The following is a 13,727-nucleotide window of genomic DNA, read 5'->3' on the forward strand; positions in this document are numbered from 1 at the left end:
TATGCCGTGATGCAGCATAATTCACTTGTCTCCTCTATTCTCCTCCAAGGAAATAGACTTCAGCCCGCTCCTTGAGCGGGCTTTTTTTTTGCCGCGCTGCGGGACGGCGGGCGAAAAAAAAGCCGCACGGCTGTGCGGCTTGCTCCCGGAGGGATGATTTACTTCTGCTTGCGGCGACGGCTCATCAGGCCGAGCGCGGCCAGACCGGCGAGCAGCATGGCGTAGGTTTCTGGTTCCGGCACCGCCGACGTGATGCTGGTCGAGGACGGGATGGTGGTGGTGCCGAGCGACGTGGTGTCGGTACTGCTGGTGTCGATCGGTTCCGTGGTGCTGGTTTGCGACGGGGTGGTGTCCGTGGTCGTGGTGTCGGTGCTGCTGCCAGCGTCGCTGCTGCTGGAACCGCTGCTGCTGCCGCTGCTGGAACTGCTGGTGCCCGAATTGCTGCTGCTGCCACTGCTGGAACTGCTGCTGCTGCCACTGCCCGAGGAATGGCTGCTTTCCGACGAGTTGCTGCTATTGCTCGTGAAGCTGCTACCGGAGTTGCTTCCTGCGTCGTAGGTGTAGGTGCTGCCGGTGTTGCTTTGGTTGTTGCCGCTATTGTTGCTATTGCTGCTGTTGTTGCTGGAGCTGGAGCTATGGCTGCTGGAATTGCTGCTGCTGTTGCCATTGCTGCTGTTGTTGCTATTGCTATTGCTGCTGCTGTTGCTAGAGGAGTTCGAGCTGGAGCTATGGCTGCTGGAGTTGCTGCTGTTGTTATTGCTATTGCTGCTGGAGCTGCTGGAATTGCTATTCCCCGCCGAAGCGGCGGTGGAGAAGGCGAGGGAGAGGGCGGCGGCGCAGGCGATCAGTTTGGCTGGTTTCATGGTTATTCTGTACATAAATTAGAAAAATATCTCGGCCAGCAACTGCAGTTTTTTGGGCACCCCCAGCCATCCCCCGCACAATAGCACGATCATGCTTTACGGATATGTTAATTTCCGTAAAGTTATTAAAATTATCTATGGGAAATTAAAATCCAGGTGGCGGAACTTCCGGGATCTGGTTGTGCAGACTGGCGTTGATGGCGTTCCAACCGCGTATGGCCGCGATCGCGTAGCTCAGTTCCGCGATCGCGGTCTCGCTGAAATGCTGCTGCAGCAGCGCGAAGTCGGTATCGCTGGGCTGGCGCTGCGGCAGGGCGTTGACCGCTTCCGCCCAGTTCAGCGCCGCCCGCTCGCGCTCGCTGAAGAACGATGCTGGCGCCTCGCGCCAGCCGGCCAGCGCATTCAGGTGGCGCGGCTCGGCTTCCTGCTTGATGAGGTCGCGCCAGTGCATGTCCACGCACACGCCGCAGCCGTTAATCTGCGACACGCGCAGATTAATCAGCTCCACCAGCCGCGCGCCGAGCGAGCTTTTCTTGACCGACGCCGACAGCGCGATCATGGCCTGCAAATTGGCCGGGGCAAGTTGAAAGAAGGGGATACGGGCAGTCATGATGTCACCTTTCAGAGTCAGCGGAAGGCACCGCGCCTTCCATACCCTGTTAGACGCGCCGCCCGCGCGTTTTGTGACAGCCGTCAGAACAGCGTCTGCGGCACGCCGCCCAGCTTGTCCGGATTGCGCATGATGAACACCGCCACGATGCGCCCGTCGGCAATCGCAAACGCCTGCGCGGATTCCAGCTTGCCGTCGACATAGCGCAGCAAGCCCGGCGTGCCGTTGACGCGCGCCTGGCGGTACTCCACTTGCTGCGGATACATATGCTGCAGCGACCAGAACGAGCCCGCCACCCGGCCGGCGCCGCGCAGGATGCGCAGATAGGAATTGACCTTGCCGCCGCCATCGGCCACCAGTTGCACATCGTCGGCCAGCATGGCTTTCATGGCGGCGCGGTCGCCGTGCTGGGCGGCGGTCATGAAGCGTCCCAGCAGCGCGTGATGCTGGTCGCGCGCCACCTCAAAACGCGGCTGTTGCTGCTGAACACGCTGTTGTGCCCGATGCACCATCTGCCGGCAGGCCACTTCGCTTTTGCCCAGCAGAGTGGCGATGTCGGCATAGTCGTGCTCGAACACCTGCCGCATCAAAAACGCCGCCCGCTCTTCCGGCGACAAGCGTTCCAGCACCCACAGAAACGCCAGCGACACTTCGCTGGCCAGCTCGGCTCGGCTTTCCGGCGTCTGCTCGTCCAATTCGACAATCGGTTCCGGCAGCCACCAGCCGACATACTGCTCACGCTCGGCGGCGCGGGCGCGCAGCCGGTCCAGCGCCAGCCGGGTGGCGATGGTCACCAGCCAGGCTTCGGCCGACTGCACCGCCGCCTGGTCGCTGGCCTGCCAGCGCAGCCAGGCGTCCTGCACCACGTCTTCGGCGTCGGCGCGCACGCCCAGCATGCGGTAGGCGATGGAAAACAGGCGCGGCCGCAGCGCCGTGAAGGTTGAAGTTTCGCTAGTCATGAACTTTAGACGCGCCGCGCGCTCAGTTTGTGACAGCGTTAGCTTATCCGGAATGTGCATTTGCATGTACGGATTCATTCGTGGCTGCGGCACCGGATTGCCGCTACCTTTGCATCCACCAACCAAGGAGACCGCATGAAACTCGAAACCATTGCCGTCCACGGCGGCTACACCCCGGACCCGACCACGCGCGCGGTGGCGGTGCCGATCTACCAGACCGTGGCCTACGCCTTCGACGACACCCAGCACGGCGCCGACCTGTTTGACCTTAAAGTGCAAGGCAATATCTACACCCGCATCATGAACCCGACCCAGAACGTGCTGGAGCAACGGCTGGCGGCGCTGGAGGGCGGTGTCGCCGCGCTGGCGCTGGCGTCCGGCCAAGCCGCGATCACCTATTCGATCCAGACCATCGCCGAAGCTGGCGACAACATCGTTTCCGCCGCTACGCTGTACGGCGGCACTTACAACCTGTTCGCCCACACGCTGCCGCAGTACGGCATCACTACCCGCTTTGCCGATGCGCGCGATCCGGCCTCGTTTGCCGCCCTGATCGACGAGCGCACCAAGGCGGTGTTCATCGAGTCGATTGGCAACCCGCTGGGCAACATCACCGACATCGCCGCGATCGCCGCCGTCGCTCATCAGCACGGCGTGCCGCTGATCGTCGATAACACCGTGGCCACGCCGTATCTGCTGCGCCCGATCGAACACGGCGCTGACATCGTGGTGCACTCGCTGACCAAATACCTGGGCGGCCACGGCAATTCGATCGGCGGTGCCATCATCGATTCCGGCAAGTTCCCGTGGGCCGAACACAAGCAGCGCTTCCCGCGCCTGAACGAGCCGGACGTGTCCTATCACGGCGTGGTCTACACCGAAGCGCTGGGACCGGCCGCCTACATCGGCCGCGCCCGCGTGGTGCCGCTGCGCAACACCGGCGCCGCGCTGTCGCCGTTCAACGCGTTCTTGCTGCTGCAGGGGATAGAAACGCTGGCGCTGCGCATGGAACGTATCGTCGACAACACGCTGACGGTGGCGCAATTCCTGCAGCGTCATGCCAAGGTCAAGTGGGTCAATTACGCCGGGCTGGAGGGGCACCGCGACCATGCGCTGGCGCGCAAATACCTGGGCGGCCGGCCGTCCGGCGTGCTGACCTTTGGCGTTGAAGGCGGCAAGGAGGGTGGCGCGCGCTTCCAGGATGCGCTCAAGCTGTTTACGCGCCTGGTCAATATCGGCGACGCCAAATCGCTGGCCTGCCATCCGGCCACGACCACCCACCGCCAGCTCAACGAGGAAGAGCTGGCCAAGGCGGGCGTGACGGTGGATACGGTGCGGCTGTCGATCGGCATCGAGCACAGCGACGATCTGCTGGCCGACCTCGATCAGGCGCTGGCGGCGGTCTAGGACTTGGCGATCTTGTCCGGCACGCGGTTGATGATGACGTTGCCGTCAACGATGCTGCAGTCGATGATGTGACTGCGCGATATCGCCGTGTGCTTGGAGTACAGATCGTGGTACTTGCCGGCATCCTCCAGCCGCAGGTCGATGCGGAAGCTTTCCAGGTTGTTGCTGACCCGGACTTCCTGCACGCGCTGCTTGCGGATGTCGGCTTCCTTGTCGGTGCGGCCGTGCATTTCCGGCCCCTCGAAGTAGCGGATCAACGCGCATTCGATGACATCGATGCGGTCCTTCAGCAGCATGTCGGCGGCCACCGGATTCTGGTTGACCTCCAGTTCGGCTGGGTCGCCATCGTCCGACATCACTTCCACGTTCATGCGCTGGATCAGCAGCAGCATGTCGTTGTTTTCGCTGTGGCGCTGGTGGACCCGTTGCACCGGCATCAGGCGCGCGCGCGCCAGCCGGCCCAGCGGGTCCTTGGTCTGGCCGACGTACTGCACTTCGCTGGCGAAGTTGAAGTTGTTCTCGTACTGCTGCAGCACGTCGTGGATCGACAGTGCCTCGATCAGGCCACCCCAGTTGAGGGTAAGGAAGCGGTCGGTCAGCACCACGCTCGGCTTCTTCAGCGTGGCGGCGAACGGCACCGTCAGCTCGATGGTCAGCGTCTCTTTCTTTTCTTCCACGCCGACCAGCAGCGGCAGCGTCAGCTTGAGCGAGAAGAAGCCCCAGCTGGTGCTGCGCGAGGTATCGAAACGGACGATCGGCCGGCTGACGGCAAAATACAGCAGTCGCTTTTCGCTGGTCGCTTCGAGGTCGAACTGCATGCGGCGCAGGTGGCGGCCGACCGGGTCGCGGATGTCCGGCACCGGCGGGAAGCCGGCGATCAGGTCGTACCAGTGGAATTTGGCGTCGGCCACCGTGACCACCCAGGTCTGCGGTGCGGCGGTGCGTTGCGGCATCAGCGGCAGCAGCTCTTCCATCGCGTCCGGTGGCGGCGCCACCAGGTCGTGGAAGGGCTCCGGCGCGTCCTCCATCAGCGCGCCTATGCCCAGCTCTTCTGGCGACGGATCGGGGTAATCGTCGTCGTCATCGGTCATGTTGCGCGCTCCAGTATCTCATCGTGCGAGGATTATAGTGCCTGTGCTGGAATATTTCTATTGGGAAATTTCAGTGGCCGGCGTTTTATCACTCAATGTAACACTAGTTCAGCCCTTGCTGCCCTTGGGCGTGGCTGGAAGTGGCATTGCCGCAACTTGTGCCTGGCCGTCGGCAATGAAGCAGCTCAGCAGGTGGCGCGGCGCGGCGGTCACGAATTCCGAGCACAGCTGGTCGTAATAATCGGCCTCCGGCAGCGCCAGATCGAGCGTGTATTGCACCAGGTGATTGGCGGTTTGCACTGCGGTCAGGCGCTCGGCGCGCATCTTGCGCTCGTCTGCCGGGCGCAGGCGTGGCGTGCTGCCTTCGAAGTAGCGGATCAGCGCCGCCTCGATCACGTCGGCGCGCTCGGCTTGCAGCGCGTCGGCCGCCAGCGGATGGGCGTTGTGCGGCAGCTCTGCCGGATCGCCCTCCGCGCAGCTGACGTCGACCTCGACGCCCAGCACCAGAATCAGCGTGTCGTAATCCATGCCCAGCTGGGCGCGCAGCTTGTGCAGCGCCGGCAGCCGGCCCTTGCCGAGCCGGCCATCCTCGTCGCGGGTCTGGCCGACGTAGTGCACCTTGCTGGGTAATTGCAGCGTGTGGGCATAGGTTTGCAGCAGATCGTGCACCGAAAACACCTCGACCAGGCCGCCCCAGTTGAGGCTGATGAAATTCTCGGTCAGCGTCACGGTCGGTTTTTTCAGCGTGGCGGCAAACGGCACCTTGAGTTCGATGGTGACGCTGTCCTTGCGCTCATCGGCGCCCATCAGCAGCGGCAGCGTCAGCTTGAGCGAGAAAAAGCCCCATTGCACCACGCCGCTGATGTCGAAGCGCACGCGCGGGCGGCTGACCGCCAGGAACAGATGGCGCTGGTGGGCGGTGGCCTCCAGCTCGAATTGCATGCGGCGCATATAGCGGCCGATCGGATCGCGGATGTCGGGCTTGTCGGCAAAGCCGGCAAACAGGTCGTACCAGTGGTAGCGCGCGTCGGCCACGCGCACCATCCAGCTTTGCGGCGCGGTGGTGCGATGGGGCAGGGCGGCGAAGGAATCGGTGTACAGCTGCGGGATCGGGGCAGCGGCCGGGTCAGGGAGGTTCATGGGGCACCTGATGGAAAGAGGGCTCGGACGACTGCCTTGCTTTCCATCGGCGGGGTTGGGGCTATCAGGAAGTAAGTAACATTACGCAGTCAAGCGAAGACTACGCCTGATATATCCCTGCGGCAACACTTATTTTTACTTTGATACGTCTATACAACGGAAACGTTGCCAGCGCATTACTATGCGGCCAGCGCGCCTGCCGCCAGCGCCGCGCGCAGCAGGTCCAGCAGCTCGGATGGTTGCTGGCACAGATGGTCGGCTTGCCAATCTTGCGGCTCGGTGCTGCCGCAATAGCCCCAGCCGCAGGCAATGGTCAGCATGCCGGCGGCCTGGCCGGCCTGAATGTCGCGCAGATCGTCGCCGGCGTACCAGCATTGTTCCGGCGCCACGCCGAGCTGGCGCGCCGCTTCCAGCAGCGGCGCCGGATGCGGTTTCGGGTGTGGCGTGGTGTCGCCGGAAATCGCGCAGGCCGCGTGGCCGAGGCCGATCTGCGGCAACAGCGGGTCGGTGAAGCGTTTGGATTTATTGGTGACCACGCCCCATTGCAGCCCGGCCGCCTCGATGCCGGTCAGCAGCGCCGGCACGCCATCGAACAAGCGGCTGTGCACCGCGATCGCCGCTTCGTAATTGTTGAAGAAGCCGTCGCGCAGTTCCAGGTAGCCTTCGTCGTCCGGCGTCAGGCCGAACGACGCGCCTATCATGCCGCGCGCGCCGGCCGAGGCGGTCGGACGCAGGATCTCGTAGGCGGTCGGCTCCAGGCCGCGCGCCGTGCGCAGCAGGTTGACGGCGGCCGCCAGGTCGGGCGCGGTGTCGGCCAGCGTGCCGTCGAGGTCGAACAGGATAGCGCGAGGGGCAGTCATCATGATCACAGTGGGCGGCGCGCGGCCACCAGGTAATTGACGCTGGTATCGTCGTTGAGCGAGTAGATCTTGGTCAGCGGGTTGTAGCCCATGCCCTTGAAGCCTTGCACCTCCAGCCCGGCGCTGCGGATGTACTGCGACAGCTCGGACGGGGTGATGAACTTCTCGTAATCGTGGGTGCCTTTCGGCAGCAGGCGCAGCAGGTACTCGGCGCCGATCACCGCGAACAGATAGGCTTTCGGATTGCGGTTCAGCGTCGAGAAGAACACCTGGCCGCCCGGCTTCACCAGCGCCGCGCAGGCGCGCACGATGGCGGACGGATCGGGCACGTGCTCCAGCATTTCCATGCAGGTCACCACATCGTACTGGCCGGCTTCCTGGGCCGCCATGTCCTCGGCGGCGATCAGCTTGTAGCGCACCTGCACGCCGGATTCCAGCGAATGCAGATCGGCCACTTTCAGCGCCTTCTCGCCGAGGTCGATGCCGGTGACGGTGGCGCCCTTGCGCGCCATCGACTCGGACAGGATGCCGCCGCCGCAACCGATGTCGATCACGTTCTTGCCGGCTAGCGGCGCGCGCGCGTTGATCCATTCCAGGCGCAGCGGATTAATCTCGTGCAGCGGACGGAATTCCGAGGTCGGGTCCCACCAGCGGTGCGCGAGTTCGGAGAATTTTTGCAGTTCTAATGGATCAGCGTTCATGGCAACGATTTAAAAAGACTAATTTCGCTATTCTAAAGCAAGAGGCGAAAAAAAAGCCCCGCCTAAGCGGGGCCCTGTGTGGTGCAATCAGCGATTACTTGCTGGTGCCGACCACTTCGATTTCTACGCGACGGTTTTTAGCGCGGCCTTCGGCGGTTTTGTTGTCCGCGACTGGCTGTTTCTCGCCTTTGCCTTCGGTGTAGACGCGGTTGGCTTCTACGCCTTTGGAGATGATGTAGGCTTTGACGGCTTCAGCGCGACGTACCGACAGCTTCTGGTTGTACTCATCGGTACCGACCGAGTCAGTGTGACCGACGGCGATGATGACTTCCAGGTTGATCGAACCCAGTTTCGAGGTCAGGTCGTCCAGTTTGGACTTGCCTTCCGGTTTCAGCACGGCCTTGTCGAAGTCGAAGAAGGCGTCAGCGGCGAAGCTCACTTTTTGCGCGGTTGGCACTGGTACTGGTGCTGGCGCAGGGGCTGGCGCCGGTGCTGGTGCCACTGGCGGTGGTGGCGGCGGTGGGGCTACGCACTTGCCATTTTCCAGTTTTTCTGGCTCAACGCAGATCGGCAGATCGCAACCTGGCACGGCATCGGCCGGGGTCCAGTAACCAGTGCGCCAGCACAGGCCGAACGGGTCGCGAGCGATCACGCCGCGTGCATCTTGCACGTAGGCGCTTTTCGGGGTCGCTGCTTTGATGTCCTGCGTCACAGGAGCATATGGAGGCGCGGTCGGCGCGGTTTGAGCGATCGCCGAACCGGCGAATGCAGCCGAGATGGCCAGCATCGAAATCAGTTTTTTCATATTTTTCTTCCTTTCGGGGGTGATATCTGCAGAAAACTGCGCGACGAGTTCTTTGCGTGGGGCGAATTCTACCATGCAGGGGCGTCTTGCCTGTCCTCCGCTTGCGAATCAAGCAATTGACTTCTCGTCCATTTTGCCACAAGCGCTGAAAGTCGTTTAATCGCCGCCAACATGGCGCCATCGCGCTTTCAACCAAAATGTTGTTTTGTTGCAACGCGATTGTCGATAATAATTGAGTAATGTGTCATGAATATTACAACTTGTTACCGTGCGTTGAATGGCGCACACCCCGCATGGTTGCTGGCATGGCGCGGTTTTTCGCGAGTTGCCTGGCGCGCATGCTAAAATCGTACGCTTGCCTGTCTCTTGGAGAGGCTTAACAAAACCACAGTTAGAACGACCCGCCAATGGATCAATTCGCAAAAGAAACAATCCCTATTTCCCTCGAAGAAGAGATGCGCAAGAGCTACCTCGACTACGCCATGAGCGTGATCGTGGGCCGTGCTTTGCCTGATGTGCGTGACGGCCTCAAGCCGGTACACCGCCGCGTCTTGTACTCGATGCACGAATCGAACTACGTGTGGAACCGCGCCTACGTCAAGTGCGCCCGTGTGGTGGGCGACACCATGGGTAAATACCACCCGCACGGCGACGCCTCGATTTACGACACGCTGGTGCGGATGGCGCAGGACTTCTCGCTGCGCTACATGCTGGTCGACGGCCAGGGTAACTTTGGCTCGGTCGATGGCGACGGCGCTGCGGCGATGCGTTACACCGAGTGCCGTCTCGACAAGATTTCCAGCGAACTGCTGGCCGACATCGACAAGGACACGGTCGACTTCCAGCCCAACTACGACGGCAAGGAAAAAGAGCCAACGGTCTTGCCGACCCGCATCCCCAACCTGCTGATCAACGGTTCGTCCGGCATCGCGGTGGGTATGGCCACCAACATTCCGCCGCACAATCTGCATGAAGTGATTGCCGGCGCGCTGCACGTGCTGCAAAACCCGGAATGCTCGATTGACGAACTGATCGAACTGATCCCGGCGCCGGACTTCCCGACCGGCGGCACCATCTACGGCGTCTCCGGCGTGCGCGATGGTTACCGCACCGGCCGTGGCCGGGTGGTGATGCGCGCCAAGACCCACTACGAGGAATACGGCAAGGATGGCGGCCGCACCGCGATCATCGTCGACGAGCTGCCGTACCAGGTCAACAAGAAATCGCTGCTGGAACGCATCGCTGAAAACGTGCGCGACAAGAAGCTGGAAGGCATCAGCGACATCCGCGACGAGTCCGATAAATCGGGCATGCGCGTGGTGATCGAGCTGAAGCGCGGTGAAGTACCGGAAGTGGTGCTGAACAATCTGTACAAGCAGACCCAGCTGCAAGACACCTTCGGCATGAACATGGTGGCGCTGGTCGACGGCCAGCCTAAGCTGCTGAACCTGAAGGAAATGCTGTCGTGCTTCCTGTCGCACCGCCGCGAAGTGGTGACGCGCCGTACCGTGTTCGAACTGCGCAAGGCGCGCGAACGCGGCCACGTGCTGGAAGGCCTGGCGGTGGCGCTGGCCAACATCGACGAGTTCATCGCCCTGATCAAGGCGGCGCCGACGCCGCCGGTGGCGAAAGCGGCGCTGATGGACCGTTCCTGGGATTCGTCGCTGGTGCGCGAGATGCTGGCCCGTACCGGCGAAGGCACCACCGTCGGCGGTATCGAGGCGTTCCGTCCGGAGCACTTGCCTAAGCACTACGGCATTCAGGCCGACGGCATGTACAAGCTGTCCGACGATCAGGCGCAAGAGATTCTGCAAATGCGTCTGCAACGTCTGACCGGTCTGGAGCAGGACAAGATCGTCAACGAGTACAAGGACGTGATGGCGGAAATCGCCGACCTGCTGGACATTCTGGCCACGCCGTCGCGCGTGACCACCATCATCACCGAGGAAATGACGTCGGTGGTGACCGAGTTCGGCGATCCGGCCAAAGATCCGCGCCGTTCCAACATCGAGCACAACGCCAGCGACCTGAATACCGAAGACCTGATCACGCCGCAGGACATGGTGGTCACCCTGTCGCACACCGGTTACATGAAGGCGCAGCCGATTTCCGAGTACCGCGCGCAGAAACGCGGCGGTCGCGGCAAGCAGGCCATGGCGACCAAGGACGAGGACTGGATCGATCAGCTGTTCATCGCCAACACCCACGATTACATTCTGTGCTTCTCCGACCGTGGCCGCCTGTACTGGCTGAAGGTGTGGGAAGTGCCGCAAGGCTCGCGCAACTCGCGCGGCAAGCCGATCGTCAACATGTTCCCGCTGCAGGATAACGAGAAGATCACCGTGATTCTGCCGCTGTCGGGCGATAACCGCAGCTTCCCTGAAGATCATTACGTGTTCATGTCGACCAGCCTGGGCACCGTGAAGAAAACCCCGCTGAAAGACTTCAGCAATCCACGCAAGGCCGGCATCATCGCGGTCGACCTGGACGAGGGCGACTTCCTGATCGGCGCCGCGCTGACCGATGGCGAACACGATGTGATGCTGTTCTCCGACGCCGGCAAGGCGGTGCGCTTCGACGAGAACGACGTGCGTCCGATGGGCCGTAACGCCCGTGGCGTGCGCGGCATGAATCTGGACGAGGGCCAGCGCGTGATCGCGCTGCTGGTGGCCGAGAACGAGCAGCAGTCGGTGCTGACCGCGACCGAGAACGGTTTCGGCAAGCGTACCCCGATCACCGAGTACACCCGTCACGGCCGTGGCACCAAGGGCATGATCGCGATCCAGACCTCCGAGCGTAACGGCCGGGTGGTGGCGGCCACGCTGGTGGATTCGTCGGATGAGATCATGCTGATCACCACCGGCGGCGTGCTGATTCGCACCCGCGTGTCGGAAATCCGCGAGATGGGCCGCGCGACCCAGGGCGTGACCCTGATCGCGGTGGAAGACGGCACCAAGCTGTCCGGCCTGCAGCGCGTGGTGGAAACCGACATTGACGAAGTCGAGCTGGAACCCGGCCCGGATTCAGTGACGGAGTAAAGCTCACCGTATCGAGCCAGCGGGGCCAAGACTATTGCGCGACAATAGAACTGGCCCCGCTTTTTATTTTTAAAGGAACGCAATGACTCACATCTACAACTTCTCCGCCGGCCCGGCTGTGCTGCCGAAAGAGGTGCTGGCGCAAGCCGCGGCCGAAATGCTGGACTGGCATGGCAGCGGCATGTCGGTGATGGAGATGAGCCACCGCGGACCGGAATTCATATCGATTTACAAGGCAGCCGAGCGCGATCTGCGCGAACTGCTGGCAGTACCGGACAATTACAAAATCCTGTTCATGCAGGGCGGCGGCTTGTCGCAGAACGCCCTGATTCCGTTGAACCTGCTGGGCCACAAGCCCGACGGCGCAACCATCGATTTCATCCACACCGGTTCGTGGTCGGCCAAATCCATCAAGGAAGCCGGCAAATACGCCAAGGTCAACACCGCCGCCTCGTCCGAGACGGCGCTGCCGCCGCAGGCCGAGTGGCGCTTGACGCCCGGCGCCGCCTATCTGCACATGTGCACCAACGAGACCATTGGCGGGGTTGAATATCAGCCCGACTTCAATGATCCGCGTCTGAAGGACGTGACGTTGGTGGCCGATATGTCGTCGCACATCCTGTCGCGCCAGATCGACGTCTCGAAGTACGGCGTGATCTTCGCCGGCGCGCAGAAGAACATCGGCCCGGCCGGCGTCACCATCGTCATCATCCGCGACGACCTGCTGGGCAAGGCGCTGCCGATCTGCCCATCGGCGTTCGACTTCAAGCTGGTGGCCGATAACGACTCGATGTACAACACGCCGCCCACCTACGGCATTTACATCGCCGGCCTGGTGTTCCAGTGGCTAAAGCAGCAGGGCGGCGTGGCCGAGATGGAGCGTCGCGCCGAAGCCAAGGCCAAGCTGCTGTACGATGCGCTGGACGCCAGCGACTTTTACGACACCCGCGTCGCGCCGGCCAACCGCTCGCGCATGAACGTGCCCTTCTACCTGAAGGACGAAAGCAGGAACGAAGCATTCCTGGCCGGCGCCAAAGCGCGCGGCCTGCTGCAACTGAAGGGCCACAAGTCCGTCGGCGGTATGCGCGCATCGATCTACAACGCGATGCCTATCGAGGGCGTGCAAGCGCTCGTGACCTACCTGAACGAATTCGCGGCCAACGCAGTGAAATAATCCAATGAACGACAAACTCAAACCCTTGCGCGAAAAGATCGATGCGATCGACGCGCAAATCCTCGACCTGCTGAACCAGCGCGCGCGCGTGGCGCAGGATGTGGGCCATGTGAAGGCCGAAACCGGCGCGCCGGTATTCCGTCCGGAGCGCGAGGCGCAGGTGCTGCGCGGCGTGGCCGAACGCAATCCCGGCCCGATGGGCAACGCCGAGCTGCAGACCATCTGGCGTGAAATCATGTCGGCCTGCCGCTCGCTGGAGAAGCGCGTCACCGTGGCCTTCCTCGGCCCGGCCGGCACCTACAGCGAACAGGCGGTGTATCAGCAGTTCGGCACCGCCGTCGACGTGCTGCCTTGCTCGTCGATCGACGAAGTGTTCCGTGCCACCGAGGCCGGCACGGCGGAATTCGGCGTGGTGCCGGTCGAGAACTCGACCGAAGGCGCGATCGGCCGCACGCTGGATCTGCTGCTGCATACGCCGCTGACCATCAGCGGCGAAGTGTCGATCGCGGTGCGTCACAGCCTGCTGACCGGCAGCGGCAACATGGAAGGCGTGACCGCCATCTGCGCCCACGCGCAGGCGCTGGCGCAGTGCCAGATCTGGTTGAACAACAACTATCCGGACATCGAACGACGCGCGGTATCGTCGAACGCCGAAGCGGCGCGCATGGCGCGTGACGATCACGCGATCGCCGCGATTGCCGGTGAACGCGCCGGCGTGCGTTACAGCCTGGGCACGGTCAAGGCCAACATCCAGGACGATCCGCACAACCGCACCCGCTTTGCGGTGATTGGCTCGCTGCATGCCGGCCCGTCGGGCGAGGACCGCACCTCGCTGGCGCTGGCCGCGCCGCACAAAGCCGGCTCGATCTACCGCCTGCTTGGATCGCTGGCGCAGCATGGCGTGTCGATGACCCGCTTCGAATCGCGCCCGGCGCGCACCGGCACCTGGGAATACTACTTCTACGTTGACGTCGAAGGCCACGTGCAGAACGAGGCGGTGGCCAAGGCACTGGCCGAACTGCAGAGTAATGCCGCATTCTTCAAGGTGCTGGGTTCCTACCCGGTCAGCCTGACTTAAA

12 protein-coding genes are annotated in these 13,727 nt (G+C 62.6%); 4 read left to right on the forward strand and 8 right to left on the reverse strand.

Features of this window, described 5'->3' with window-relative positions; translation table 11 throughout:
• Window positions 1-158: 158 nt before the first annotated feature.
• From GJ699_RS31070 to GJ699_RS31080, 3 genes are all read right to left on the reverse strand, one after another.
• Complete coding sequence (locus tag GJ699_RS31070; protein WP_154383299.1) at window positions 159-863, reverse strand: PEP-CTERM sorting domain-containing protein; 705 nt, start codon at window positions 861-863, stop codon at window positions 159-161.
• 145 nt (window positions 864-1,008) lie between these two features.
• Window positions 1,009-1,473, reverse strand: coding sequence for a carboxymuconolactone decarboxylase family protein (locus GJ699_RS31075; protein ID WP_154383300.1), 465 nt, complete (start codon window positions 1,471-1,473; stop codon window positions 1,009-1,011).
• 83 nt (window positions 1,474-1,556) lie between these two features.
• Window positions 1,557-2,432 (reverse strand): RNA polymerase sigma-70 factor, encoded by an 876-nt coding sequence (locus GJ699_RS31080; RefSeq protein ID WP_154383301.1) that lies wholly within the window; start codon window positions 2,430-2,432, stop codon window positions 1,557-1,559.
• Window positions 2,433-2,567: 135 nt separating this feature from the next.
• Here GJ699_RS31080 and GJ699_RS31085 point away from each other — a divergent pair, with 135 nt between their 5' ends.
• On the forward strand, window positions 2,568-3,839 hold the full coding sequence (locus tag GJ699_RS31085; protein ID WP_154383302.1) for an O-acetylhomoserine aminocarboxypropyltransferase/cysteine synthase family protein: 1,272 nt from the start codon (window positions 2,568-2,570) through the stop codon (window positions 3,837-3,839).
• On the opposite strand, the gene GJ699_RS31090 is transcribed toward GJ699_RS31085, so the two are convergent.
• The 5 genes from GJ699_RS31090 to ompA form a co-directional block, all read right to left on the reverse strand.
• Window positions 3,836-4,930: a hypothetical protein gene (locus tag GJ699_RS31090; protein ID WP_154383303.1), complete on the reverse strand. Its 1,095-nt coding sequence runs from the start codon at window positions 4,928-4,930 to the stop codon at window positions 3,836-3,838. The two genes, GJ699_RS31085 and GJ699_RS31090, sit on opposite strands and share 4 nt — an antisense overlap.
• Before the next feature lie 108 nt (window positions 4,931-5,038).
• Entirely contained in the window at window positions 5,039-6,070 is a 1,032-nt protein-coding gene (locus tag GJ699_RS31095) for a hypothetical protein (protein WP_154383304.1), read from the reverse strand.
• Between the two features lie 179 nt (window positions 6,071-6,249).
• Window positions 6,250-6,933: an HAD family hydrolase gene (locus GJ699_RS31100; RefSeq protein ID WP_154383305.1), complete on the reverse strand. Its 684-nt coding sequence runs from the start codon at window positions 6,931-6,933 to the stop codon at window positions 6,250-6,252.
• Window positions 6,934-6,935: 2 nt separating this feature from the next.
• Entirely contained in the window at window positions 6,936-7,631 is a 696-nt protein-coding gene (ubiG, locus tag GJ699_RS31105; RefSeq protein WP_154383306.1) for a bifunctional 2-polyprenyl-6-hydroxyphenol methylase/3-demethylubiquinol 3-O-methyltransferase UbiG, read from the reverse strand.
• 94 nt (window positions 7,632-7,725) lie between these two features.
• A complete protein-coding gene (gene ompA / locus GJ699_RS31110) occupies window positions 7,726-8,436 on the reverse strand; it encodes an outer membrane protein OmpA (RefSeq protein ID WP_154383307.1) in 711 nt (236 codons plus the stop codon).
• A 407-nt stretch (window positions 8,437-8,843) separates the two neighbouring features.
• On the opposite strand from ompA, the gene gyrA reads away from it, so the two are divergent.
• From gyrA to pheA, 3 genes are all read left to right on the forward strand, one after another.
• On the forward strand, window positions 8,844-11,474 hold the full coding sequence (gyrA, locus tag GJ699_RS31115; RefSeq protein WP_154383308.1) for a DNA gyrase subunit A: 2,631 nt from the start codon (window positions 8,844-8,846) through the stop codon (window positions 11,472-11,474).
• A gap of 82 nt (window positions 11,475-11,556) precedes the next feature.
• Window positions 11,557-12,648 carry a 3-phosphoserine/phosphohydroxythreonine transaminase gene (gene serC, locus GJ699_RS31120; protein WP_154383309.1) on the forward strand — a complete coding sequence of 364 codons (1,092 nt, stop codon included), beginning with the start codon at window positions 11,557-11,559 and terminating at the stop codon, window positions 12,646-12,648.
• 4 nt (window positions 12,649-12,652) lie between these two features.
• Window positions 12,653-13,726, forward strand: a complete 1,074-nt coding sequence (gene pheA / locus GJ699_RS31125) for a prephenate dehydratase (protein WP_154383310.1) — start codon at window positions 12,653-12,655, stop codon at window positions 13,724-13,726.
• Window position 13,727 lies beyond the last annotated feature (1 nt).

The organism is Duganella guangzhouensis (genome assembly GCF_009674535.1).
In the GTDB taxonomy this organism is placed as follows: Bacteria; Pseudomonadota; Gammaproteobacteria; order Burkholderiales; family Burkholderiaceae_D; genus Rugamonas; species Rugamonas guangzhouensis.

What these genes read in the sequence shown, in the direction of transcription:
- GJ699_RS31075 (WP_154383300.1), bottom strand. Translation starts at nt 1,473, where the DNA reads ATGACTGCCCGTATCCCCTTCTTTCAACTTGCCCCGGCCAATTTGCAG.
- ompA (WP_154383307.1), bottom strand. Translation starts at nt 8,436, where the DNA reads ATGAAAAAACTGATTTCGATGCTGGCCATCTCGGCTGCATTCGCCGGT.
- GJ699_RS31080 (WP_154383301.1), bottom strand. Translation starts at nt 2,432, where the DNA reads ATGACTAGCGAAACTTCAACCTTCACGGCGCTGCGGCCGCGCCTGTTT.
- serC (WP_154383309.1), top strand. Translation starts at nt 11,557, where the DNA reads ATGACTCACATCTACAACTTCTCCGCCGGCCCGGCTGTGCTGCCGAAA.
- GJ699_RS31070 (WP_154383299.1), bottom strand. Translation starts at nt 863, where the DNA reads ATGAAACCAGCCAAACTGATCGCCTGCGCCGCCGCCCTCTCCCTCGCC.
- GJ699_RS31100 (WP_154383305.1), bottom strand. Translation starts at nt 6,933, where the DNA reads ATGATGACTGCCCCTCGCGCTATCCTGTTCGACCTCGACGGCACGCTG.
- GJ699_RS31095 (WP_154383304.1), bottom strand. Translation starts at nt 6,070, where the DNA reads ATGAACCTCCCTGACCCGGCCGCTGCCCCGATCCCGCAGCTGTACACC.
- GJ699_RS31085 (WP_154383302.1), top strand. Translation starts at nt 2,568, where the DNA reads ATGAAACTCGAAACCATTGCCGTCCACGGCGGCTACACCCCGGACCCG.
- pheA (WP_154383310.1), top strand. Translation starts at nt 12,653, where the DNA reads ATGAACGACAAACTCAAACCCTTGCGCGAAAAGATCGATGCGATCGAC.
- gyrA (WP_154383308.1), top strand. Translation starts at nt 8,844, where the DNA reads ATGGATCAATTCGCAAAAGAAACAATCCCTATTTCCCTCGAAGAAGAG.
- GJ699_RS31090 (WP_154383303.1), bottom strand. Translation starts at nt 4,930, where the DNA reads ATGACCGATGACGACGACGATTACCCCGATCCGTCGCCAGAAGAGCTG.
- ubiG (WP_154383306.1), bottom strand. Translation starts at nt 7,631, where the DNA reads ATGAACGCTGATCCATTAGAACTGCAAAAATTCTCCGAACTCGCGCAC.